Source organism: Telluria sp. Soil_C_11 (assembly GCF_057657395.1).
The window spans coordinates 276,546-301,696 of sequence record NZ_JBDGIN010000001.1 but is presented as its reverse complement, the minus strand read 5'-3'; the positions used below and the strand labels follow the sequence as shown (position 1 = coordinate 301,696).

Genomic DNA, 25,151 nt, shown 5'->3' with positions numbered 1-25,151 from the left:
GTAGGGTGGGCACCCCGTGCCCACGCGTGACGTTTGCGTGATGTTGGCGATTGCGTGGGCACGGTGTGCCCACCCTACGTCAGATTTCCAGAATGAGAGTCGACTTTGCCGGGAGGCGGATCTGGTCCTTCAAAGCGACCACGTTACCGGTCAGGACATCGCGTCCGGATGAAACGCCCGACAGCATCTCGTGGAAGCGCCCCGCATCCAGCACGGTCTCCTTGTCGTTGGCGTTGAAGGCCACCATCACTTTCTTCTGGCCGTCGTAGCGGAAGTAGACATAAGTATTGTTCTCCGGCCCGTAGTGCATCAGCTTCCCGTGGTGGATGACGGGGCTGTTCTTCCTCCAGTTGACCAGCTTGCGAACGAATTCCTGGGCCTCGCGCTGGCGCGGCGTGAGGCCGGCGCCGGTGAAGGCGTTGACCTTGTCGCCGGCCCAGCCGCCCGGGAAGTCGCGGCGGTAGCTGTTGTCGTCGCGCTGGCCCGTGGCGCTGGTCATCAGCAGCTCGTCGCCGGTATAGAAGTGCGGGATGCGCGGCATCGTCATCACGAAGGCGATGTCCATCTTGTAGCGGTCGAAGTCTTCGCCGACCACGCTGTAGATGCGCGCCATGTCGTGGTTGGCCTCGAACAGAACCAGGCGGCTCGGGTCCGGATACAGGTAGTCGAGCGACAGGGTCTCGTAGACCGGGTTGAAGATGTTCTCGGCCCAATCGTCGCCGCGCTGCTTGGGCGCCAGCGCCGTGCGCATCGCTTCCGTGAGCGGGAAGTCCATCATGCTGGGCATCGAGCTGACATAGCCGTCGAAGTTCACCTTGCCGCGCTGCCAGTGCGAGACCACGGCCGGCAGCTTGCTCCATTCCTCGCCCACCATGTTCAGGTGCGGGTACTCGGCCATCAGGCGCTTCGTGTATTCGGTGAGGAAGGCGCCGTCGGAGTAGCCGAAGGTGTCGATCCGCAGGCCGCTCAGGCCCGCGTACTCGATCCACCAGATGTTGTTCTGGATGAGGTAGTTCGCCACCAGCGGGTTGGTCTGGTTCATGTCCGGCATGCCCGGGCTGAACCAGCCGGTGGTGAAGTTGCTGGCGTCCTCCTTCGACGCGTACGGATCCTGCACGGCGGTGCGGTGGTGCTGGGTCGAGACGAACTTGCCGGCGTGGTTGATCCAGTCCGGCGTCGGCAGGTCCTTCATCCACCAGTGGTTCTTCCCGATATGCGAGAGCACCACGTCCTGGATCAGGCCGATGCCGTGCTTGCGCGCTTCCTTCGACAGGCGCACGTAGTCTTCGTTGCTGCCGTAGCGCGGGTCGATCCTGTAGTGGTCGGTCGCGGCGTAGCCGTGGTAGGAGGCGGCCGGCATGTCGTTCTCCACCAGCGGCGTCGGCCACAGCTGGGTGAAGCCCATGCCGGCGATGTAGTCGAGGTGGTCGATCATGCCCTGGATGTCGCCGCCGTGGCGGCCGTGACCCAGCTTGCGGTCCAGTTTGTCGGCCAGGCCGGCCACGCTGTCGTTGCCCGGATTGCCGTTGGCGAAGCGGTCCGGCATCAGCTGGTAGATCGCGTCCTGGGTATCGAATCCCTTGCGGTCGGCGGAACCGGCCTCGCGCGCCAGCAGGCGGTAGGTATGGCTGGCGCCGCGGCCCCTGGCGTCGCCGCTGCCGCGGAAGTCGATGCGCAGGTTGCCCGGCGCCGCCTTGCTGTCGACGACCAGGTCGATGAACAGGTAGTTGCGGTTGGCGACCCTCGTCACCTGGGCGATGCGCACCCCGGGATACGCCAGCGCCGGTTCGAGGTCGGCGATGGCGGGGCCGTGGATCATCAGTTGCAGGCGCTGGTCGTGCATGCCGGCCCACCAGAACGGCGGCTCGACGTGGTCGATGGCGGGCGCCTGGGCGTGGGCCGCGCCGGCGGCGAGCAGGGCGGCGCCGATGAAGAGGCTGGACAGGGTGTGGCGGATGGTGCCGGGCATGGGATTGTCTCCGTAAGTAGCGTAACTACATCGGCTGTCGGACGGAAGTGTCCGGGGAATTGTGCCGGAGTTGGATTGTTGCCCAGAGAATACACCAGCCGATCTATGGCTTCAACGACAGTGCGCCAGCGAATCTCTAGTTTTGCTACAGCGTTTTAGCAATGTACGTACGCATTGCGTGACACAGTCCTTGACATAAGCTGAAAATCTACTACGAAAATTTGCACCAACATGGTGCAAAAGCAAGCAATGTTGGTGCAAAGTAAGCGGTTTGTAGTACGACTACATTGTCTGTATAGCGACTTTGTAGCTCGAATACAACGATATTCCGCTTCACTCTGAGAAAACCGCGTAAAAAATCCACATTCCCGTAGTCGCGGACAAGTTCCGTTGACAGTGCATCTAGTTTTAGTACAGAATCGTTGGCAGAACGTCTAAGAACGTTTGCTTCTGGCTCCCGTGGTGATGGCTCTCCGGCTAGTGTTTTCGGGAAAAACATAGATTTGAACGATTTGAGGGGACAAATGAACCTTATCAACAAGCGCGCGGCGCGCACTGTGCCGGGTAGTATTGCATTCAAGCTGAGCCCGGTTGCAGCAGGCTGCGCCGTCTTCATGGCACTGAGCAGCCATGCCGCGCTCGCGCAGGAAACCAGCGGCCAGGACGCCGCCGCGACCGGCGCAACGAATTCCAGCATCCAGACCGTCCAGGTGACCGGCATCCGCCGCGGCATCGAGGCGGCCATCTCCGTCAAGAAGAACAACGACTCCATCGTCGAAGCGATTTCGGCCGAAGACATCGGCAAGCTGCCGGACCAGTCGATCGCCGAATCGATCGCGCGTCTGCCGGGCGTGACCGCCCAGCGCACCAACGGCCAGGCGGCCGTGATCTCGATCCGCGGCATGTCCCCGGACTTCTCGACCGGCCTGCTGAACGGCCGCGAGCAAGTCTCGACCGGCGACTCGCGCGGCGTCGAATTCGACCAGTACCCGTCCGAACTGCTGTCGGGCGTGGTGATCTACAAGACCCCGGACGGCGCCCTCGTCGGCCAGGGCCTGTCGGGCACCGTCGACCTGCAGACCGTGCGTCCGCTGGACTTCGCCAAGCGCACCGTCGCCATGAACTACCGCCGCGACAAGACCGGCCTGGGCATGGACAACGCCAAGGGCCACGGCAACCGCTTCACCTTCTCGTACATCGACCAGTTCATGAACCGCCAGGTCGGTATCGCGTTCGGCTTCGCCCGCCTGCAGGGCAAGAGCGGCGACACCACCCGCTTCGAATCCTGGGGCAACGGCAAGGCCAAGTACAACGGCCAGGATGTCGCCGTGCCGTACAACGGCTTCAATGCCTGGACCGATGGCTACGAGCAGTCGCGCAACGGCCTGATGGGCGTGATCCAGTACCGTCCGAGCAAGGAATTCACCTCGACGGTCGACCTGTTCTACACCCGTTACGACCGTAACAACCGTACCCGCGGCATCCAGATGCCGCTGAACGACGACTACACCAGTCCCACCAGCGCGTACGACCAGCCGGGCCACCTGATCAACCCGACCCTGTCGGGCAGCACCGCGACCGCCGGCGCCTTCGACAACGTCAAGGCCGTGGTCCGCAACGACGCCGTGCAGTGGACCGACGTCACCAAGTCGATCGGCTGGAACAACAAGCTGCGCGTGACCCCGGACTGGACCGCCAACATGGACCTGTCCTTCAACTCGGCGGAGCGTAACGGCACCAACATCGAAACCTATGGCGGCGCCGGTCTCGACACCGTCAAGTTCACCGCCGGCAGCCACACCTTCGTGCCGGGCCTGAACTACGCCGATCCGAACGTCGTCAAGCTGACCGACCCGCAGGGCTGGGGCGGCGCCGACGTGCAGGCTGGCTACGTCAAGTTCCCGCACGTGTACGACAAGATCAACGCCTTCCGCCTGGACGCATCGCGTGACCTGCCGGACGGTATGTTCTTCAGCAAGCTGACCACCGGCGTCAACGTCTCGAGCCGTTCGAAGACCCGCGAGTACACCGAGAACCTGCTGTCGATCAAGGGCAACAGCAACCGACTGGCTACCGCACCATATCCGGCCGGCAGCGGCTCGGGCATGGCCGGCGACAGCGGCATCAACGTGATCACCTTCGATCCGGTCGCCAACCTGAACGCCCTGTACGACCTGAAGCGCAAGGACCATCCGGACATCTGGAACAAGGACTGGATCGTGAACGAGAAAGTCGCGACCGCCTTTGCCAAGCTGGGCATCGATTCGCAGATCGGCGCGATCCCGCTGCGCGGCGCCCTGGGTGTGCAGATGCTCCACACCAAGCAGGATTCGACCGCGTACTCGGTCGACAAGAACGGCGGCACCAGCGATGCCAATCGTCCGGTCGCTCCGGTCACCGAAGGCACCAGCTACAACGACTTCCTGCCGAGCCTGAACCTGATCGGCGACCTGGGCAACCAGCAGACGCTGCGCTTCTCGCTGTCGAAGATCATGGCTCGTCCGACCCTGAACGACATGCGCGCCAGCGGCAACTTCGGCTATGACGCCACCCGCGCCATCTACAGCGGCAGCGGCGGCAATCCGAAACTGGATCCGTTCCGCGCCAAGGGCATCGACCTGTCGTACGAGAAGTACTGGGGCAACAAGGCCTACGTCAGCGCCGCGACCTTCTACAAGAAGCTCGATACGTTCATCGTGACCACCGGCCGCCAGTTCGACTTCACGCCGTTCATCCAGCCGAGCACCGTGAAGGCGCCGACCAACATCGGCGAGATGACCTCGCCGGTCAACGGCCACGGCGGCAATATCAAGGGTATCGAACTGGCAGCATCGATGCCGCTGAACGTGTTCACCCGTTACCTGGACGGCTTCGGCGTGGTGGCCAACGCTTCGCAGACCAGCAGCTCGGTCACCGCTCCCGATACCGCCGAAGGCGGCTCGGGCACGATGGCCCTGCCGGGCCTGTCGCGCCGCGTTGCCAGCCTGACCCTGTACTACGAGAAGGCAGGCTTCTCGGCACGTGCCGCCGAGCGCTACCGTTCGGACTTCATCGGTGAAGTCAGCACCAACACGGGCGACCGTCAGCTGACCTACATTAACGGCGAGAAGGTGCTGGACCTGCAGTTCGGCTACGAGATCCAGAGCGGTCCGATGAAAGGCCTGTCCTTCCTGCTGGAGATGAACAACGTCAACGACGCTCACTTCAAGCGCTATCGCAAGACCAAGGATAACGTCATCGAAGACACCCGTTACGGCCGCACCGTGCTGTTCGGTCTGAACTACAAGATGTAATCCCGTGTTGGCGCAAGCCGACAAATAAGTAAGCAAAAGCCTCTTGCCCGGTGTTGCCGCGCAAGAGGCTTTTTACTATGCTGGCAGAACAATGAAAACCGAGACGACTCCCCACACCCCCCTCAAGAACATCGTGATCGTCGGCGGCGGCACCGCCGGCTGGATGACAGCGGCCTCGCTGTCGCGCCTCCTGCAGAACCGCTACCAGGTTCGCCTGATCGAATCCGACGAGATCTCGACCGTCGGCGTCGGCGAATCGACGATCCCGATGATCCGCCTGTTCAACACCGCCCTCGGCATCAACGAGGACGAGTTCATGCGCGAGACCAGGGCCACCTTCAAGCTCGCCATCGAGTTCGAGGACTGGGGCAGGCTGGGCGAGCGCTACATGCATGGTTTCGGCACCATCGGCCAGCCGCTGTGGACCCTCGAATTCTTCCAGTACTGGCTGCGCGCCTGGCAGGCCGGCAAGGCGCCGGACCTCGAGCACTATTCGCTCAACCGCATGGCCGCCAGGGCCGGCAAGTTCATGCGCCCGTCCACCGACATGCCGAATTCGCCGCTGGCCGACATCCCTTACGCGTTCCACCTCGATGCGGGTCTGTATGCGCGCTACCTGCGCAAGTACGCCGAAAGCCATGGCGTCGTGCGCACCGAAGGGAAGGTGGTCGACGTGCGCCAGCGTGCCGACGGCTTCGTCGAATCGGTGGTGATGGAGAGCGGGACGGCGATCGAGGGCGACCTGTTCATCGACTGTTCGGGTTTCCGCGCCCTGCTGATCGAGCAGACGCTGAAGACCGGCTTCGAGGACTGGAGCCACTGGCTGCCCTGCGACCGCGCCTGGGCGGTGCCCTGCGAACTGTCGGGCGAACTTCCTCCCTATACGCGCGCCTCGGCGCGCCCGGCCGGCTGGCAGTGGCGCATCGGCCTGCAGCACCGCACCGGCAACGGCCACGTGTACGCGAGCCGCTTCATGAGCGACGACGAGGCGGCGGCCATCCTGATGAAGAACCTGGACGGCAAGGCGCTGGCCGAGCCGAAGATGCTGCGCTTCACGGCCGGCAAGCGCAAGAAGACGTGGAACAAGAACGTGGTCGCGATCGGCCTGTCGTCGGGCTTCCTGGAGCCGCTGGAATCGACCTCGATCCATCTGGTCCAGTCGACCATCTCGCGCCTGGTGGGATTCTTCCCGGATCGCGGCTTCGCCCAGGCCGACATCGACGAGTTCAACGCCCAGTGCGACTTCGAGGTCGAGCGCATCCGCGACTTCATCATCCTGCACTACCACGCCACCGAGCGCAACGACACCCCGTTCTGGGACCACTGCCGCACGATGGACATTCCGGACACCCTGCGCCGCAAGCTGGACCTGTACAAGACCCACGGCCGGGTGATCCGCGACAACAACGAGCTGTTCGCGGAGGTCGGCTGGCAGCAGGTGCTGCACGGGCAGGGCGTGCGCGCCCAGGGCCACCATCCGCTGGCCGGCCTGCTGGACGAAAAGGAGCTGCTCGGCTTCCTCGGCAATATCGAACAGGTGATCGGCAAGTGCGTGGACTTCATGCCGGGCCACAAGGACTTCATCGACGCTATCGTTGCGGCGGGCCGGCCAGGTACTCCTCGTCGCTGACCTTCTCGAGCCACACCACGTTCACGCCATCCAGCGCTTCCTGGATCGCGATGTGCGTCATCGACGTGGTCGGCGATGCGCCATGCCAGTGCTTGTGGCCGGGCGGGCACCAGACCACGTCGCCGGCGCGGATCTCGACGATCGCTTCGCCCTCGCACTGGGTCCAGCCGCAGCCTCGCCGGCCTCGGTCGGCGCCACACCGCGCGTGGTGCGGGCCAGCAGGCGCACGCCCAGCCTGGCTTCCAGCGCGCGGATCGTGTGGCTGAGCGCGGACTGCGACACGCCCAGCTGGGCGGCGGCGCGCGTAAAGCTGCGCTCGCGCGCGACGAGGATGAAGGCCTGCAGGTGGTTGAAATCGGGACGTGCCATGGACGAGGAGTGTAGCAGCGCGTCGTATTCCGGGTGCATTGGCCGCAAATAATCGGGCTTACCGGGCCGTGAAAGAGTAAACTGCAGGTTTGCCTACGATTTTTAAGAGAATTTCCTACATGCATGACACCCCGCTCCCGACGTTTGCCGACCTGAACATCCCCGCGCCCATCCTCAAGGCGCTGAAGGACGTTGGCTACGAGACGCCGTCGCCGATCCAGGCCGCCACCATTCCCCTCCTGATGGAAGGCCGCGACGTGCTGGGACAGGCCCAGACCGGTACCGGCAAGACCGCCGCGTTCGCGCTGCCGGTGCTGTCGCGCATCGACGTCAAGAACCCCGCCGTGCAGGCGCTGGTGCTGGCGCCCACGCGCGAACTGGCGATCCAGGTGGCCGAAGCCTTCCAGAGCTACGCCGCGCACCTGAAGAATTTCCACGTGCTGCCGATCTACGGCGGCCAGGCCTACGGCCCGCAATTGTCGGCGCTGCGGCGCGGCGCGCAGGTCGTGGTCGGCACCCCGGGCCGCGTCATCGACCACCTCGACAAGGGCACGCTCGACCTGTCCCAGCTCACCACCCTGGTGCTGGACGAGGCCGACGAGATGCTGCGCATGGGCTTCATCGACGACGTCGAGCGCATCCTGCAGGAGACGCCGGAACAGCGCCAGACCGCGCTGTTCTCGGCCACCATGCCGCCGCAGATCAAGCGCATCGCCACGACCTACCTGCACGAACCGAAGGAAGTGACGGTGGCCGCCAAGACCACCACCGCCACCAACATCACCCAGCGCTACTGGCTGGTGGCCGGCCTGCAGAAGCTGGAAGCGCTGACCCGCATCCTCGAAGCGGAACCGTTCGACGGCATGATCATCTTCGCGCGCACCAAGCTGGGCACCGAGGAACTGGCGTCCAAGCTGCAGGCGCGCGGTTTCGCCGCCGCCGCCATCAACGGCGACCTGGCCCAGGCGCAGCGCGAACGCACCATCGAGCAGCTCAAGAACGGCAAGATCGACATCCTGGTCGCCACCGACGTCGCCGCGCGCGGCCTGGACGTCGAGCGCATCAGCCACGTGATCAACTACGACGTGCCGTCCGACCCGGAAAGCTACACCCACCGCATCGGCCGCACCGGCCGCGCGGGCCGCAGCGGCGAGGCGATCCTGTTCGTGACCCCGCGCGAGCGCGGCCTGCTGAAGGCGATCGAGCGCGCCACGCGCCAGCCGGTCGCCCCGCTGACCCTGCCCACCATCAAGGCCGTCAACGACGTCCGCATCGCGAAATTCAAGGACCAGATCGGCGAAGCCCTCGCGGCCGGCGGCCTGGACATGTTCCGCAACCTGATCGAAGAGTACGAGCGCGACAACAACGTGCCGGCGATCGACATCGCCGCCGCCCTGGCCAAGCTGAACCGCGGCGACGAGCCGCTGCTGCTGGAGAAGCCGGACCGCGAGCCGAAGCCGGAGTGGAAAGAGCGCGAGCCGCGTGGCGAGTGGCGCGACGATGCGCGTCCGGCCCGGGGCCGCGAGAGCTTCGGCGGCGAAGAGCGTCCGGCACGCCCGACGCGCGAAGGTTTCGCCCAGCCGCGCGAGAGCTTCAAGAAGGAGCGCGTGATGCGCGCGCCGGAGCCTGGCATGGCGACCTACCGCATCGAAGTCGGTCACGCGAACAGCGTCAAGCCGGGCAACATCGTCGGCGCCATCGCCAACGAGGGCGGCATCCCGTCCAAGGAAATCGGCCGCATCGAGATCTACGACGACTACTCGACCCTCGACATGCCGTCCGACCTGCCGCAGGACCTGCTCGACCACCTGCAGAAAGTGTGGGTGGCGGGCCGCCAGCTGAACATCACGCGCGACGGCGAAGAGCCGATCAAGGCGGCGCCGAAGAAGAAGTTTGGCGAGAAGAAGACCTACAAGAAGGGCTAAGTTGGCCGTCATTTGCAGACGTCATTCCCGCGAAAGCGGGAATCCATACTGAGGCACCGGAGTTACCGCCGTTAATCAGGCCGCGTTTTGTTTGGATCCGCGAATCCGGTAATTCAGCATGGGTTCCCGCCTGCGCGGGAACGACGGTGTCGGTTGTGTTGTTTGACTACATAAAACCGCCGCTTCCTAGGCATTCCCCGGATTGACACTCAACATTCCCCATGTTACTTTGCTACATGGAGGTAGTCTGGCATGAGTCCGGGCACCGTTAGGGGACAAAGATGGAAATGCAAACTCACTCGCTCAAGCCGCGCCTGTCGTTCTGGCAGCTGTGGAACATGAGCTTCGGCTTCTTCGGCATCCAGTTCGGCTTCGCACTGCAGAACGCCAACACCAGCCGGATCTTCACCACCCTTGGCGCGTCGCCCGACGACCTGTCGCTGTTCTGGCTCGCCGCGCCCGTCACGGGCCTCTTGGTGCAGCCGGTGATCGGCTACCTGAGCGACAACACCTGGCACCCGACCTGGGGCCGCCGCCGTCCCTTCTTCTTCCTCGGCGCCATCCTGGCCGCCGTCGCGCTGTTCCTGATGCCGAATTCCGCCGCCGTCTGGATGGCGGTGGCCGTGCTGTGGATGATGGATGCCGCGATCAACGTCTCGATGGAGCCGTTCCGCGCCTTCGTCGGCGACAAGCTGGACCCCTCGCAGCAGACCGCCGGCTACGCGATGCAGACCTTCTTCATCGGCTGCGGCGCGGTGATCGCCTCGCTGCTGCCGAAGATCTTCGCGGACTACCTGGGCGTCTCGAACGTGCCGGTGGACGGCGCGATTCCGGACACCGTGCGCTACTCGTTCTACGTCGGCGGCGCCGTGTTCCTGGCCGCCGTCAGCTGGACCGTGTTCACCGCCACCGAACTGCCGCCGCCCGACCTGGACCGTTTCCAGGAACAGCGCAAGCATTCGCGCAGCTTCGGCGTGGCGCTGCGCGAGATCATCGGCGGCTTCGGCCAGATGCCGAAGACCATGGTGCAGCTGGCCTTCGTCCAGTTCTTCACCTGGATCGCCCTGTTCGCGATGTGGATCTACACCGGCACCGCGATCGCGGACAACGTCTACGGTACCGTCGACGCCCAGTCGGCCGCCTACCAGGAAGCCGGCAACTACGTCGGCGTGATGTTCGCGGTGTACAACGGCGTGTCGGCGCTGGCCGCCTTCCTGCTGCCGATCCTCGCGCGCGCCACCAGCCGCAAGGCCTGCCACACGATCTGCCTCGCGATCGGCGGCCTGTCGCTGGCCAGCCTGTTCCTCATCCACGACAGGCAGGCGCTGATGCTGCCGATGATCGGCGTGGGCATCGCCTGGGCCAGCATCCTGACCATGCCGTACGCGATCCTGGCCGGCGCGCTGCCCGCCAACCGCATGGGCTACTACATGGGCCTGTTCAACTTCTTCGTGGTGATCCCGCAGATCGTCAGCGGCCTGCTGCTCGGCTTCTTCACCAAGCACTTCTTCGGCGGCCACACGGTCCTGACCCTGGTGCTGGGCGGCGCCTGCATGGTGCTGGCGGCCGTATTGACGCTGTTCGTGACCGACAGGGCCGAGAAGTAAGCTGCGCCACCATTTCGCCTCCTGTCGTATCGTAAAGGTTTGACAACAAACCCATGCACTAGCGAATACGACAGGAGCGACAATGACGATTCAGACAGTAGCGACCACGCCGTTCGCCGGGCAGCGCCCCGGCACCTCGGGTCTGCGCAAGAAGGTGACCGAGTTCCAGCAGCCCGGCTACCTCGAAAACTTCGTCGAGGCGATTTTCCTGACCCTGGGCGACTGCAGCGGACGCACCCTCGTGCTCGGGGGCGACGGCCGTTTCTTCAACCGCACTGCGATCCAGACCATCCTGCGCATGGCCGCCGCGCACAAGGTAGATAAAGTACTGGTCGGACGCGGCGGCATCCTCTCCACGCCGGCGGTCAGCTGCGTGATCCGCAAGCGCGGCGCCTTCGGCGGCATCGTGCTGTCGGCCAGCCACAACCCCGGCGGCCCGGACGGCGACTTCGGCATCAAGTACAACATCGAGAACGGCGGCCCGGCGCCCGAGAAGGTCACCGAGGCGATCTTCGCCCACACCCAGTCGCTGCGCGAATACCGCATCAGCGATGCCGGCCCGGTCGACCTCGACCGGCTCGGCACGACCCGGCTCGAAGAGATGACGGTCGAGGTGATCGACCCGGTGGCCGATTACGCCGAGCTGATGTCGCGCCTGTTCGACTTCGACGCCATCCGCGCCCTGTTCGGCCGCGGCTTCACGATGCGCTTCGACGGCATGAGCGCCGTCTCCGGCCCCTATGCGAAAACCATCATCGAAGGCATGCTGGGTGCGCCCGCCGGCACCGTCGTCAACGCCGAGCCGCTGGAAGACTTCGGCGGCCACCATCCGGACCCGAACCCGGTCAACGCGTCCGATCTGGTCGCGCTGATGGACGGCCCGGACGCGCCCGAATTCGGCGCCGCCTCGGACGGCGACGGCGACCGCAACATGATCGTCGGACGCAAGCTGGCCGTGGCGCCGTCGGACAGCCTGGCCATCATCGCCGCCAACGCGACCATGGCGCCGGGCTACCGCGGCGGCATCAAGGGCATCGCGCGCTCGATGCCGACGTCAACGGCGGCCGACCGCGTCGCCGAAAGCCTCGGCATCTCCTGCTTCGAGACCCCGACCGGCTGGAAGTACTTCGGCAACCTGCTCGACGCCGACCTCGCCACCCTGTGCGGCGAGGAGAGCTACGGCACCGGCTCGAACCACATCCGCGAGAAGGACGGGCTGTGGGCCGTGCTGTTCTGGCTGAACCTGATCGCCGCCAGCGGCAAATCGGTCAACCAGCTGGTGCGGGAACACTGGGCCCGCTTCGGCCGCAACTATTATTCGCGCCACGACTACGAAGCCGTCGACGCGGCCGCTGCCGAGCGCATGATGACCGACCTGCGCGCGGCGCTCCCGAGCCTGGCGGGGAAGACCTTCGGCGAATTCCGCGTCGCCCAGGCCGACGACTTCGTCTACACCGACCCGGTCGACAACTCGGTCGCCAGCCGCCAGGGCATCCGCATCATCATGAGCGACGGCTCGCGCATCGTGCTGCGCCTGTCCGGCACCGGCACCGAGGGCGCGACCGTGCGGGTCTACCTCGAACGCTACGAAGCCGACCCGTCGCGCCACGACCTCGACACCCAGGAAGCGCTGGCGCCCTTGATTGCCATTGCCGAGCAGGTGTCGGAACTGAAGCAGCGTACCGGGCGCACGGAACCGAGCGTCATCACTTAACCGTCGTCCCCGCGGAGGCGGGGACCCAATTCACGACCAGAGGACCCTGAATGAAGATCTCCGCCCTTGCCGTTTCCCTGCTGCTCGCCTTCGGCTCCGCGTCCGCCGCCCCGGACCTGACGCCGGTGAAAGGAAAGCCCTTCACCTGGGAGAACGCGACCGTCTACTTCCTGCTGACGGACCGCTTCAACAACGGCAACCCGGCCAACGACCACGCCTATGGCCGCAAGGACGATGCCGCCGTCGCGCGCGGCTTCATGGGCGGCGACCTGGCCGGCGTCACGGCGAAAATCAAGGAGGGCTACTTCGACGACCTGGGCGTGGACGCGATCTGGATCACGCCGCCGGTCGAGCAGATCCACGCGCCCACCGACGAGGGCACCGGCAAGACCTACGGCTTCCACGGCTACTGGGCACGCGATTTCACCGCTATCGACGCCAACCTCGGCACCGAGAAAGACATGCGCGAGCTGGTCGACGCCGCCCACGCGCGCGGCATCCGCGTGCTGCTGGACGTGGTGATGAACCACACCGGCCCGGTCACCGCCGACGATCCGGCATGGCCGGCCGAATGGGTGCGCACCTCGCCGGCCTGCACCTACAAGGACATGAAGACCACGGTCGAGTGCACGCTGGTGAAGAACCTGCCGGACATCCGCACCGACAGCAACGAGAAGGTCGACGTGCCGCCGGCCCTGGTGGCGAAGTGGAAGAAGGAAGGGCGCTACGAGCGCGAGACGGCGGAGCTGAACGACTTCTTCAAGCGCACCGGCTATCCGCGCGCGCCGCGCTACTACCTGATGAAATGGCACGCCGACTGGGTCCGCAAGTACGGCTTCGACGGCTTCCGCGCCGATACGGTCAAGCATACCGAGCCGGGCGTGTGGAAGGACCTGAAGAAGGTCGCGAGCGCCGCCTACGAGGACTGGAAGCGCACCCCGGCCGGGAAGCAGACCGTGGCCAGGATCGGCAACCTGCCGTTCTTCATGACCGCCGAGACCTACGGCTACGGGATCGGCGCCGGGCGCCAGTTTATCTACGACGGCGGCACCAAGGTCGATTATTACGACAACGGCTTCGACAGCATGATCAACTTCAGCATGGCGGGCGACGCGCGCCAGGGCTACGAGCAGCTGTTCTCGTCGTACTCGGCGGCGCTGCACGGTCCGCTGAAGGGCTATTCGGTACTGAACTACCTCGATTCGCACGACGACGGCCATCCCTTCGACGCGCTGCGCGAGCATCCGATGGAAGAGGCGAACAAGCTGCTGCTGGCGCCGGGCCAGGCCCAGATCTACTACGGCGACGAAACCGCCCGCGTGCTGAAGATCGACGGCGCGGAAGGCGACGCCAACCTACGCTCCTTCATGAACTGGGACCAGCTGAAGAACAACACGAAAGTCGGCCTGTTCGGCGTGGCCGAGGTGCGCGACCACTGGGCGCGCCTGGGCCGCTTCCGCCATGCGCATCCGGCGGTGGGCGCGGGCGCGCACCAGATGCTGCAGTCCAGCCCCTACGTTTTCAAGCGCACCTACGAAAAGGATGGCGTGACGGATCGCGTGGTGGTCGCGCTCGGCCTGCCGCAGGACCGCCTGGTGGCGATCCCGGTGGCCGGCGTGTTCTCGGACGGCCAGACCGTGCGCGACTGGTACACCGGCAAGACCGCCCTGGTCTCGGGCGGCAAGGTGCAGTTCGAGCTGCGGGCGCCGGTGGCGCTGATTGCGCTGGACTGATCAGCAGCCGGTCGTCTTCAGGCGCTCGACCTCGAGCCCGAACAGCGGGCGCAGGCGGGTGCCGAAGACGTTGCCGGCGAACGCGGCGACCAGCCACAGCCAGCCGTGCAGGCTGCCCGACACGATGCCGCTGAAGTAGGCGCCGATGTTGCAGCCATAGGCCAGGCGGGCGCCGTAGCCGAGCAACAGGCCGCCGACGACGGCCGCGATCAGGGAGCGCAGCGGCAGTTTCCAGACCGGCGCATAGCGGCCCGCGAGGGCAGCCGCCAGCATCGCGCCGAGCACGATGCCGATGTCCATCACCGAGGTCACGTCATGCGAGACCGGCGCGGCCAGCGCGGCGGCGTTGGCCTTGGTCGACCAGTAGGCCCAGCTGGCGGTATCGATGCCGATGCTTGATGCGGCCTTCGCGCCCCACAGCGCGAACGCCGAGGTCACGCCCCACGGACGGCCCGACAGCGCGAGCGTGGCGAAGTTGAGCACGACCAGCGCGATGGCGCCGGCCACCAGCGGCCACGGGCCGTGCAGCCAGGTCGCGGCGCGTCCGGCCGGCAGGTCCGGGGCGACCAGCTTGCCATGGCGGCGCTTTTCGACCACCACCGTGATCCACGCGATCAGCGCGAACACGGCCCAGTTCAGCAGCAGCGCGGGCGCCAGGCCCAGCGTCTTCACGAGCGAGATCGGCTTCAGCTGCGGCAGCGAGGTCCAGAACGGCATGTGCGCGGTGGCGATCACGGAACCGGCGATGAAGGCGATCAAGGTGACGATCATGCGCGTGCTGCCGCCGCCGACCGTGTACAGCGTGCCGGAGGCGCAGCCGCCGCCCAGTTGCATGCCGATGCCGAACATGAAGGCGCCGATGACCACCGAGGCGCCGGCGGGCGAGACGAGGCCGTTGACCGGATTGCCGAACAGGGTGCCGGCGGCCAGCGCCGGGAAGAACAGCGCCACGCCGACGGCGAGCATGATCATCTGCGCACGCAGGCCGGCGCCGCGGCCGTCCGCGATGAAGACCCGCCACGAGGACGTGAAGCCGAAGGCGGCGTGGTACAGCGCGAGGCCGAGCAGGGCGCCGACCACGAACAGGGCGGACAGTTTCGCGCCGACGGTCTGCGCAAGATACACCGCCCCGCCCAGGATGAGTAATAGCGAAACGCCGAGCGGCTTCGGATTGATGTCGACACGGCGCGGGACAGACAAGGTTGCTGAATCGGACATATTAAGTGTTTGAATTTGAACCGGAATCCGTTATTTTCGCGCGTTTTCGGATTTCGTGCAGGCGGCCCGCCGCGCATCCGCAGAGGTTCACTCTTTCAGGCGGATCGCATCGATCACCAGCGCCAGCGCGCGCGAATTCTGGCGCCGGCTCGGGTAATAGGCGTAGGGAGGGCGCACGCGCCGCCTGAGTTGGCCGCGGTCTTGTCGTATGATGAGCCCATGACCCAGACTCCGCCTGCTACCGCCGCTGCGCCGGTCACCGAAAAGGAGATCCGCGCCGTCTACTTCGCCCTGATGGCCGTGCTCGGCCTGGGCGCGCTCGACCAGAGCATCGTCGCCACGGCCCTGCCGCGCATCGTCGCCGACCTCGGCGGCATGGCCCATCTGTCGTGGGTGGTGACCGCCTACGTGCTGGCCTCGACCGCCACCATGCCGCTGTACGGCAAGATGGCCGACCAGTACGGCCGCCGGCCGATGATCTTCACGGCGCTCGCCACCTTCCTGGCCGGCTCGGTGCTGTGCGGCCTGGCCGGCAGCATGACCCAGCTGATCGTGTTCCGCGCCATCCAGGGCATGGGCGCCGGCGGCTTCATGCCGCTGGCCCAGATCATCATCAGCGACCTGGTCGCGCCCCGGGACCGCGCCAGGCGCCAGGGCTCGATCGCGATCGTGTTCGCCGTCACCAGCGTGCTCGGCCCGGTGCTGGGCGGGTTCATGACCGACCTGCTGTCGTGGCACTGGATCTTCTTCATCAACCTGCCGGTCGGCGCCTTCGCCTGCTGGGCCATCGCGCGCTCGCTGCGCAAACCCGTGATCACGCACGCGCACCGCATCGACTACCTGGGCTCGGTCCTGCTCACGTCCAGCATCGTCTCGCTGCTGCTGATACTGGCGCTGGGCGGCACCGAATGGCCCTGGGATGCGCCCCAGATCAAGGTCTGCGCCGCGCTCGCCGTGGTGCTGGGCGGCTGGCTGTTCGTGCACCTGCGCCGCGCCGCCGAGCCGGTGCTGCCGCCCGACCTGTTTGGCAACCGGGTGTTCAACCTGGCCAGCGTGGTAATGGCGCTGAGCTTCGTCGGCCTGATGGGATCGAGCGTGTTCTTTCCGCTGTTCTTCCAGCTCGTGATGGGCAGCAGCCCGGCGACTTCCGGCATGCTGACGGTGCCGATGATGGCCGGGATGATCGTCGCCTCGAGCCTGGTCGGCCGCCTCGTGGCGCGCGCCAACAGGTACAAGGAAGGGCAGGTGGCGGGCCTGGCGGTGGCGGTGGCCGCCTTCGCCGCGCTGACCTGGGCCATGGCCACCGGACGCGGCTACCTGTTCATCGAGCCGCCGATCTTCTTCCTCGGCGCGGGCCTGGGCCTGGTGATGCCGAACATGACCATCGTCGTGCAGAGCGCGCTGCCGGTGGCGCGGCGCGGCGTCGGCACCGCCATGCTGACCTTCTTCCGCTCCTTCGGCGGCCTGCTCGGCGTGACCGGCTCCGGCGCGATCCTGGCGCACCAGCTGCAGGCCCACGGCATCGCGGCCGCTGCCAGCGCCGGCTCCGGCAAGATCCTCGACCCGGCCATGCGCGAGGTCTACCGGCAGGCCATCGCCAACATCTTCGGGGCCGGCACCGTCATCGTGCTGGCGGCGCTGGTAGTGTTGTGGTTCATGCCGGACGTGCGGGTGGAGGGGGCGGTGGCGCCGCAGCCGCCGCAGGCGGAATAGTCATCTCCGTCGTCCCCGCGCAGGCGGGGATCCAAGTTCTGCGTGAGCTGTCGAAACGCATACTAACTTGGGTCCCCGCCTGCGCGGGGACGACGGCCTACGACGGGCTAATGGTTTTGGTGCCTTTCAATCAATGGTATCCTTGGGCAATGAATACCGAGTCCGACACCGAACAGAAGCAACCCCGCGCCGCCTACGCCGACGGTCCGCGCCTGCTGGCCGACATCGGCGCGACCCATGCGCGCTTCGCGCTGGAGAGCGCGCCCGGCGTGCTGCGCAACGTCGCCGTGCTGCTGTGCGACGACTATCCCGGCATCGTCCCGCTGCTGAACGCTTACCTGGAACAGACGGGCGGCGTGCGCATCAGCCATGCCGCCTTCGCGCTGGCGAACCCGATCAGCGGCGATTTCATCCGCATGACCAACCGCGACTGGCAGTTCTCCACCGACGAGGTACGGCGCACGCTGGGCCTGGCCACGCTGCTGATCGTGAACGACTTCACGGCGCTGGCGATGGCGCTGCCGGGCTTCAAGCCGGACGACCTGCTGCAGATCGGCGGCGGCAAGCCGCAGCCGCATGCGGTGGCCGGCGTGCTGGGCCCGGGCACCGGCCTGGGCGTGTCCGGCGTGATCCCGACCGTGGACGGCTTCGTCACCCTCGGCAGCGAGGGCGGCCACGTCAACTTCGCCCCTGCCGACGAGCGCGAATTCGCGATCCTGCAGTACGCCTGGCGCGAGTGGCAGCACGTGTCGAACGAACGCCTGATCTCTGGCCCCGGCATGGAGATCATCTACCGCGCGCTGGCGCAGCGCAATGGCGTGCAGGCCCATGATGGAGCACCTGCGCGCAACGCCGCCGACATCGTCAACGCGGCGCTCGAACAGAAGGACCCGCTGTGCCTGGAAGTGCTGGAGTGCTTCGCCGGCATGCTGGGCGGGGCGGCCGCCAACCTGGCCGTCACGCTGGGCGCGTTCGGCGGCATCTTCATCGGCGGCGGCATCGTGCCGCGCGTCGCGCAGTGGTTCGCGACGTCGCCGTTCCGCGCCCGCTTCGAAGCCAAGGGCCGCTTCTCGGATTACCTGGCGCAGATCCCCACCTACGTGATCATGACGCCCAACCCGGCGCTGTACGGCGTGGCCAGCATCCTGTCCGAACACCTGCGCGGCCGCACCGGCGCCAACACGCTGATGGAAAGGGTGCAGCACCTGCAGCACGAGCTGTCGCCGGCCGAGCAGCGCGTCGCGACCCTGGTGCTGGAGCATCCGCGCAAGGTGCTGTCCGAGCCGATCGCCGAGATCGCGAAGCTGGCCGACGTCAGCCAGCCGACGGTGATCCGCTTCTGCCGTTCGCTGGGCTTTTCCGGCCTGGCCGACTTCAAGCTCAAGTTCGCGGGCAGCCTGACCGGCACCATCCCCGTACGCCACAGCCAGGTGCGCATGACCGACAGCACCCACGACCTGTCGGCCAAGGTGATCGACAACACGGTGTCGGCGATCCTGAAGTTCCGCGACCAGCTCGACGTGCATTCGATCGACCGCGCCATCGAGATCCTGCGCCGCGCCAAGCGCGTCGAGTTCTACGCGATGGGAAATTCGCGCGTGGTGGCGCTGGACGGCCAGCACAAGTTCTTCCGCTTCCGCATCCCGACCTCGTCCTACGGCGACTCGCACCTGTTCTCGCTGGCGGCCGAGCTGCTGGGGCCGGGCGACGTCGTGATCGCGATCTCGACCACCGGCCAGCTGCCAGAGCTGCTGTCCGCCGTCGATACCGCGCGCGCGGCGGGCGCCGACGTCATCGCCATCACCAGCAGCAAGTCGGCGCTGGCGAGAAAGGCCAGCATCTGCCTGGCGGTCGACCACAGCGAGGACAGCACGACCTTCCTGTCGATGATTTCGCGCATCCTGCAACTGCTCCTCATCGACATCATGGCGGTCGGCATCTCGCTGGGCCAGGAGAACGGCGACACCGGCGAAGGCGACAGCGAGCGCCGGCGCCTGCTGATTTCCCACCTCGATATCTGATCGGCCGGTCCGGCGCACGAGCCGGATCGGGATCAGCGGTTCCGGTCCGGCTGGATCAAGGATGTTTCCTTGCGGCATTCCACAATGGGCGTATTTCCCCATTGGAGAGCGCGATGATGCACCCGGATGACATCAGGCGGCTGGCGATCATGGCCACGTTGATCATGTTGTGCGTGCTCAGTTCGGGCCTGGCCAGGCCGCCCCTCGGATGAGCCGTTCACAAACCGGTTGCCTGCCGGGCGGCGATGCTTCATCCTTGTTGAACATACATCAACAACAAGGGATGGAGCATGAAGCGACGCGAGGTGTTGACGGCTTCCCTGGGCGCCGCGCTGGCGGCGGGCGGCCTGCCCGGACTGGCGCGGGCGAAGACCACCTATTCACGCGTGCGTCCCGGCGGCCCCGGCTGGCCGAATGCCGCCGCGTGGGACGGGCTGCGGCGCGCGACGTCGGGACGGCTGCTGAAGCTGGCGCCGCCGTTCGCCGCCTGCTCCCTTGATGCCGCCGCCTGCGCGGCGGTCCGCGAACAGCTCAAGAATCCTTACTTCATCGGCGACACGCCCGCGCTGACCCAGACCAGCGGCTGGCAGGACGCCTGGCTGTCGCAGCCGAGCGCCTACGCGGTCGCGGCGCGCGAGACGGCCGATATCGTCGCCGCCGTCCGTTTCGCCCGCACCCACAGGCTGCGCCTGGTGGTGAAGGGCGGCGGCCACAGTTACAAGGGCGCCTCGAACGCGCCGGACTCCCTGCTGGTGTGGCCGCGCGCGATGAACGCCGTCGAGCTGCATGACGCTTTCGTGCCGCAAGGGGGAGCCAGGGCCGAGGCCGCGCCGGCGGTGAGCGTCGGCGCCGGCGCGATGTGGATCGATGCCTATACGGCCGTGACCACGAAAGCCGGCCGCTATGTGCAGGGCGGCGGCTGCACCACGGTCGGCGTGCCGGGACTGGTGCAGGGCGGCGGCTTCGGCAGCTTCTCGAAGCGCTACGGCACCGCCGCTGCCAGCCTGCTCGAAGCCGAAATCGTCACCGCCGACGGCGCCGTCCGCATCGCCAACGCGCACACCAATCCGGACCTGTTCTGGGCCATCAAGGGCGGCGGCGGCGGGACCTTCGGCGTCGTCACGCGGATGACCCTGGGCACCCACGAACTGCCGGAGTTCTTCGGCGGCGTGTTCGGCGAGATCACGGCGAACACCGACGCGGCGTTCAAGCCCCTGGTCGCGCGTTTCATCGCCTTCTACCGCGAGCGCCTGTTCAACCCGCACTGGGGCGAAACGGTCTCGCTGCGCGACGGCCGGCAGCTGCAGCTGTCGATGGTATTCCAGGGACTCGACCGCGCTCAGGCCCAGGCGATCTGGGCGCCGTTCTTCGACTGGGTGCGCGCCAGCGGCGACTACACCGTCAAGGAGCCGACCATCATGGCGATCCCGGCGCGCCGGTTCTGGGATGCGGAGTTCTGGGACAAGACCGCGCCCGGCATCATGGCGCGCGACGGCCGCGCCGGCACGCCCGCGCATCACGTGGTGTGGGAGGGCGACCGCGGCCAGGCCGGCTGGTATATCCACGGCTACGAATCGACCTGGCTGCCGGCCGCGCTGCTGGAAGAGGGCGCCCAGGCGCGCCTGGTCGACAGCCTGTGCGCGGCGGCCGGCCAGTGGGACGTCGGCCTGCACTTCAACAAGGGACTGGCGGGCGCGCCGCCGGAAGCACTGGCCGCCACGCGCGCGACGGCGACCCATCCGGGCGTGGCCGAGGCGTTTGCGCTGGCCATCATCGCCGGCGGCGGCGGGCCGGCCTATCCCGGCATGCCGGGCGCGAAGGTCGACGAACAGGAAGCGCGCCGCCGCGCCGCGACGATCCGCCGCGCCATGGACGCGCTGCGCAAGGCGGCGCCGGGCGCCGGCGCCTACGTCTCCGAAAGCGATTACTTCCAGCAGCGCTGGCAGGATGCCTACTGGGGCCCCAACTACGCCAGGCTGCTGCGGGTGAAGCGGCGCTACGACCCGGACGGCCTGTTCACCGTCCGGCACGGCGTCGGTAGCGAGGATTGAGCGCTACTTGAAATCGGCATCCAGCACGATCCGGTAGCTCGCCTTGCCGGCGCGCAGGTGGTCCATCGCCTCGTTGACCCGGCTCATCGGGAAGTGCTCCACTTTCGGCGCGACGTGGTGGTGGGTGGCGAAGCGCAGCATGGTGTCGATCTGGTCGCGGTTGCCGGTCGGCGAAGCGGACACCGCCCGCTGGCCCATCAGCAGGCTCATGACCTGCACCGGCACCGGTTCGAGCACGGCGCCGAGGAAATGCAGGCGGCCGCCCGGCGCCAGCAGGTTGATGATCGCATCCCAGTCGAGCGTCGCGTTGGCGGTGATGAAGATGAAGTCGAAGCTGCCCGCCAGGCGCTGCAGGTCGGCTTCGGAACGGCTCGACGCCGCGTGGTGGGCGCCGAAGGACAGCGCCTCCTGCACCTTGTTGGGCGAGGACGTGAAGGCCGTGACGTCGCAGCCCCAGGCTTTCGCGAACATCAGGGCCATGTGGCCCAGCCCGCCGATGCCGAACACCGCGACCCGCGCGGTCGGCGGCACGTGCAACTGCATCAGCGGCGCGAACACGGTGATGCCGCCGCACAGCAGTGGGCCGGCATTGCCCGGCGCCAGCGCGGCGGGGATCGGAATGCTCCAGATCCAGTGCGCCCGCACGCGGTCGGCGAAGGCGCCGTGGTGGCCGACGATGGTGGCCTGCCCGTTCTCGCACAGGTGGAAGTCGCCGCGGATGCAGGCCGCGCAATGCTGGCAGCTGCGCACGTTCCAGCCGACGCCGACGCGCTGGCCGATGCTCAATCCCTTGGTCCGCGCAACGTCGCCGAGGCCGACCACGTGCCCGATCGCCTCGTGGCCCGGCACGAAGGGATAGGCGGTGATGCCCCATTCGTTGTCGAGCATCGACAGGTCGGAGTGGCAGACGCCGCAATGTTCGACCTGGATTTCCACGTCTTCCGGCCCCAGCGGGCCGGGGTCGTATTCAAAAGGAACAAGTTGGCCGCCCGCGGCTTGCGCGGCCCAGGCCCGGATCTTTTCCATGCCGCCCTCCTTGAGGTAATGGAAAAAATACTAGCACCGCTGCCGCTGCGGCCTTGTTCCTTTGCTGCGCGGATATCCCGGCGACGCTCCCGGGCGCTCAGTCTTCCACGAACACCACCGCCGTGCGCGGCGGAATGCTGAACGCCCCGCTCGCCGGGTCGAACGTCGCCTGGGTCGCGCGCTTGTCGGCCGCGTTCGGTGACAGGAACACCGGATGCAGGCGCATCGCCTTGCCGGCCGCCTGCGGATCGAACACCGTGTGGCCGACCTTGTCGACGTTGATGAAGTAGCTGATCCCCTTGAAGCCGGCGCCTGGATAACCTTCGCCGTCGAGGTGGGCCGCGACCACGGTCGGGTTCTGGGTCGAGCCGGTGTTGAAGAAGCGCAGGCGGCGCCTGATCTCCGCGCTGGTGGGCAGGCGGAACAGGGTCGAGCTGGCGCGGATGGCCAGCAGGTCGCGGAAGGCGTCGCGCGCGAAGGCGATGTCGGCTGGCGCCGGCTTGAAGGCCGGGTTGCCCAGCAGGGGCTTCAGCAGGGCGTAGTCCTTGCCGTTGTCTTCCGCCGGCGGCAGGCCGGTGCCGAAGTAGTTGTCGCGGTAGGTCCAGTCCAGGCGATTGAACCAGTCGCCCGAGTTGAAGCTGTTGCGGTCCAGGGACTTCGAACGCAGCACGTCGATGCCGGCGTGGAAGTAGGCGATGCCCTGCGCGAACGCGTCCACCGCCATGCCAAGCACCTGCACGCGGGCGCGGTCCTGGCTGGAGGTCGATGCCGGCAGCTTGAACACGTCGATGTCGTACAGGGTCTGGTTGTCGTGGTTCTCGACGTAGTTCACGACCTCGGACGGTTCGCTCGCATAGCCGGCCGGCTGGTCGCCGTAAGCGATCGCCTGCAGCGGCACGGTCCTGTCGTCGTAGGTCTGCAGCGGATAGCTGCGGATCGAGCCCGCCAGGCCGGCGCGCACCATGTCGGCGGCGCGCAGCAGCTCGGCGGGGTCACGCTTGCCGGCGTGGCCGTTCGGGTCGTAGACCAGGCCGTTGATCCAGCCCTGGCGCGCGAACAGCGCTTCGCCGGAATCGCCGGCCGAGCCGCCGCGCACGGCGTCGCGGGTGCGGTCGTTGAAGGTGCCGATGCCGCTGCCGTTCAAGGACAGCTGCGAGGCCTGCACGAAGCGCGCGCCGTTCGCCACTTCGCCGAAGTTCCAGCCTTCGCCGATCAGCTGCACCGGGTGGCCGGCGGCCGCGTTCACGCGCCGCTGCAGGGCTTCCATGGTGGCGCGCGGCTGGTGGCCCATCAGGTCGAAGCGGAAGGAATCGATTTTGTACTGGGTCGCCCACAGGGCCACCGAGTCGATCATCAGCTTGCCCATCATGAGGTTTTCGGTGGCCGTGTTGTCGCAGCAGGTCGAGCGCTCGATACTGCCCGTCGCGTTGAGGCGGTGGTAGTAGCCGGGCACGACGCGGTCGAGCACCGACTTCTCGTGCTGTCCGGCGATGAAGGTGTGGTTGAACACCACGTCCATGCCGACGCGCAGGCCGAGCCTGTGCAGGCTGCCGACCATCTCGCGGAACTCGACGATGCGGCGGGCGCCATCGGCGGGATCGGTGGCGTAGCTGCCTTCCGGCGCGTTGTAGTGGTAGGGGTCGTAGCCCCAGTTGAAGCAGTCGGTCTGCGCGGTTTTTCCGATCAATGCCTGCTGGGCCTCGCTGTCCGGCGCGCCGGTAGGCTTCGGTACGGCGCAGCCAACTTCGGGCACGCTGCCGATGTCGTACACCGGCAGCAGGTGGATGTCGGTCAGGCCGCTTTTCGCCAGCGCGGCCAGGTGGCGCACGCCGTTCGAATCGCTGCGGGTGAAGGCGCCGTACTTGCCGCGCAGGCGCTCCGGCACGCTCTCGTCATTGATCGAGAAGTCGCGCACGTGCAGTTCGTAGACCACCATGTCGGTCGGGTTCCTGACGGTCTGCGGCGAGGGCGTGGCGTCCCAGCCGGCCGGCTTCAGGCGCGGCGAGTCCAGGCGTACGATGTAGCTGCGCTTCGAATCGGTGCCCAGGCTGATCGAGTAGGGATCGGTGACCAGGTTGCGCACCATGCCCACGCCGTCGACCGGCACCTCGACCGCATATTTGTAGTATTTGCCGCTCAGGTCGCCCGGCACCGCCGTATTCCAGGCGCCGCTGGCAGGGTCGAAGCGCAGCTGGTAGACCGCGCGCGCGGTGCTGCCGGCCGAGTTGTAGACGCAGACGGCGGCTTGCCGCGCGGTCGGCGCCCACACCGTGAACGCCGTCTTGTTGTCGGCGATGTCGACGCCCAGCTTGTCGAGGCTTGCGGCCGACGCATACAGGTCGTCCAGTGCGCCCGCCACCTGCACGCGCGTGGCCGCGCGCACGGCGCCCTGCGCATCTTCCTGCACCAGCACCAGCTGTTCGCGGTGCAGGTCGCCGATCCGCGACAGGTCGTTGTCATCGAGTTGCAGCACCGGGCCGGCGCCGACCCACTTGAAGCGCGCGGCCAGCGGCGCGGGCACGCCGTCCCTGGCCAGGCCGAGGACCAGCGCGCCGGCAGCGCCCGTGACCTTGCCGCCGACCTGCGCGGCGATCGCGCCCGTGCGCGAGTGATAGAGCTTGAACACGCCATCGGGCGCCGCGCCGGGGAAGGCGATCAGGCGCCGGTCGAGCCAGACGGCGCGCGCGTCGAAGCTGGCCGCGGCAGGATGCAGGACGGTCTGGAAGCCCTTGCTGTCGCAGGCGTCGGGGGTGATGGCGGCGTGGGCGCCGGCGGAGGCGAGCAGGGCCAGCAGGCCTGCGGCGGTGGTGGTGATTCTATTCATTGAATAATTATGTCTAGTTAGCTTAACGGGACCTCGACAAACCGTAGCGAGCGGAAGC

At 66.9% G+C, this 25,151-nt stretch carries 13 protein-coding genes and 2 pseudogenes; 9 read left to right on the top strand and 6 right to left on the bottom strand.

Annotated features, from left to right (window positions below):
• Positions 1-79: 79 nt before the first annotated feature.
• Complete coding sequence (locus AC3A6M_RS01350) at positions 80-1,969, bottom strand: glycoside hydrolase family 13 protein (protein ID WP_487850955.1); 1,890 nt, start codon at positions 1,967-1,969, stop codon at positions 80-82.
• Between the two features lie 524 nt (positions 1,970-2,493).
• Between AC3A6M_RS01350 and AC3A6M_RS01345 the strand changes: the two genes are divergently transcribed.
• Positions 2,494-5,262, top strand: coding sequence for a TonB-dependent receptor (locus tag AC3A6M_RS01345; protein WP_487850954.1), 2,769 nt, complete (start codon positions 2,494-2,496; stop codon positions 5,260-5,262).
• Positions 5,263-5,353: 91 nt separating this feature from the next.
• A complete protein-coding gene (locus AC3A6M_RS01340) occupies positions 5,354-6,892 on the top strand; it encodes a tryptophan halogenase family protein (RefSeq protein ID WP_487850953.1) in 1,539 nt (512 codons plus the stop codon).
• Here the strand turns inward: AC3A6M_RS01340 and AC3A6M_RS01335 are convergent.
• Positions 6,852-7,067, bottom strand: a pseudogene (locus AC3A6M_RS01335) (cupin domain-containing protein); the annotation flags it as partial. The gene AC3A6M_RS01340 and the pseudogene AC3A6M_RS01335 sit on opposite strands and share 41 nt — an antisense overlap.
• A pseudogene (locus tag AC3A6M_RS01330) lies at positions 7,067-7,261 on the bottom strand (helix-turn-helix domain-containing protein); the annotation flags it as partial. The pseudogenes AC3A6M_RS01330 and AC3A6M_RS01335, both read right to left, overlap by 1 nt.
• 119 nt (positions 7,262-7,380) lie before the next feature.
• On the opposite strand from AC3A6M_RS01330, the gene AC3A6M_RS01325 reads away from it, so the two are divergent.
• The 4 genes from AC3A6M_RS01325 (at position 7,381) to AC3A6M_RS01310 (ending at position 14,240) form a co-directional block, all read left to right on the top strand.
• The gene (locus tag AC3A6M_RS01325; protein ID WP_487850952.1) at positions 7,381-9,186 is read left to right on the top strand and encodes a DEAD/DEAH box helicase; all 1,806 of its coding nucleotides are present in this window, start codon (positions 7,381-7,383) and stop codon (positions 9,184-9,186) included.
• 281 nt (positions 9,187-9,467) lie between these two features.
• Positions 9,468-10,793 (top strand): MFS transporter, encoded by a 1,326-nt coding sequence (locus AC3A6M_RS01320; protein WP_487850951.1) that lies wholly within the window; start codon positions 9,468-9,470, stop codon positions 10,791-10,793.
• Between the two features lie 82 nt (positions 10,794-10,875).
• Complete coding sequence (locus AC3A6M_RS01315) at positions 10,876-12,507, top strand: alpha-D-glucose phosphate-specific phosphoglucomutase (protein ID WP_487850950.1); 1,632 nt, start codon at positions 10,876-10,878, stop codon at positions 12,505-12,507.
• A 50-nt stretch (positions 12,508-12,557) separates the two neighbouring features.
• Entirely contained in the window at positions 12,558-14,240 is a 1,683-nt protein-coding gene (locus AC3A6M_RS01310) for an alpha-amylase family glycosyl hydrolase (RefSeq protein WP_487850949.1), read from the top strand.
• Here the strand turns inward: AC3A6M_RS01310 and AC3A6M_RS01305 are convergent, their stop codons facing one another.
• Positions 14,241-15,458 carry a YeeE/YedE family protein gene (locus tag AC3A6M_RS01305; RefSeq protein WP_487850948.1) on the bottom strand — a complete coding sequence of 406 codons (1,218 nt, stop codon included), beginning with the start codon at positions 15,456-15,458 and terminating at the stop codon, positions 14,241-14,243. It abuts the gene before it with no gap.
• Positions 15,459-15,677: 219 nt separating this feature from the next.
• Here AC3A6M_RS01305 and AC3A6M_RS01300 point away from each other — a divergent pair, with 219 nt between their 5' ends.
• The 3 genes from AC3A6M_RS01300 (at position 15,678) to AC3A6M_RS01290 (ending at position 21,243) form a co-directional block, all read left to right on the top strand.
• Positions 15,678-17,171 (top strand): MDR family MFS transporter, encoded by a 1,494-nt coding sequence (locus AC3A6M_RS01300; protein ID WP_487850947.1) that lies wholly within the window; start codon positions 15,678-15,680, stop codon positions 17,169-17,171.
• A 149-nt stretch (positions 17,172-17,320) separates the two neighbouring features.
• Complete coding sequence (locus AC3A6M_RS01295) at positions 17,321-19,192, top strand: glucokinase (protein WP_487850946.1); 1,872 nt, start codon at positions 17,321-17,323, stop codon at positions 19,190-19,192.
• Positions 19,193-19,482: 290 nt separating this feature from the next.
• On the top strand, positions 19,483-21,243 hold the full coding sequence (locus AC3A6M_RS01290) for an FAD-binding oxidoreductase (RefSeq protein WP_487850945.1): 1,761 nt from the start codon (positions 19,483-19,485) through the stop codon (positions 21,241-21,243).
• 3 nt (positions 21,244-21,246) lie between these two features.
• Here AC3A6M_RS01290 and ahr read toward each other — a convergent pair whose 3' ends face one another.
• Positions 21,247-22,269, bottom strand: a complete 1,023-nt coding sequence (ahr, locus tag AC3A6M_RS01285; RefSeq protein ID WP_487850944.1) for an NADPH-dependent aldehyde reductase Ahr — start codon at positions 22,267-22,269, stop codon at positions 21,247-21,249.
• Between the two features lie 97 nt (positions 22,270-22,366).
• On the bottom strand, positions 22,367-25,093 hold the full coding sequence (locus tag AC3A6M_RS01280) for an alpha-1,6-glucosidase domain-containing protein (RefSeq protein WP_487850943.1): 2,727 nt from the start codon (positions 25,091-25,093) through the stop codon (positions 22,367-22,369).
• Positions 25,094-25,151: the final 58 nt, after the last annotated feature.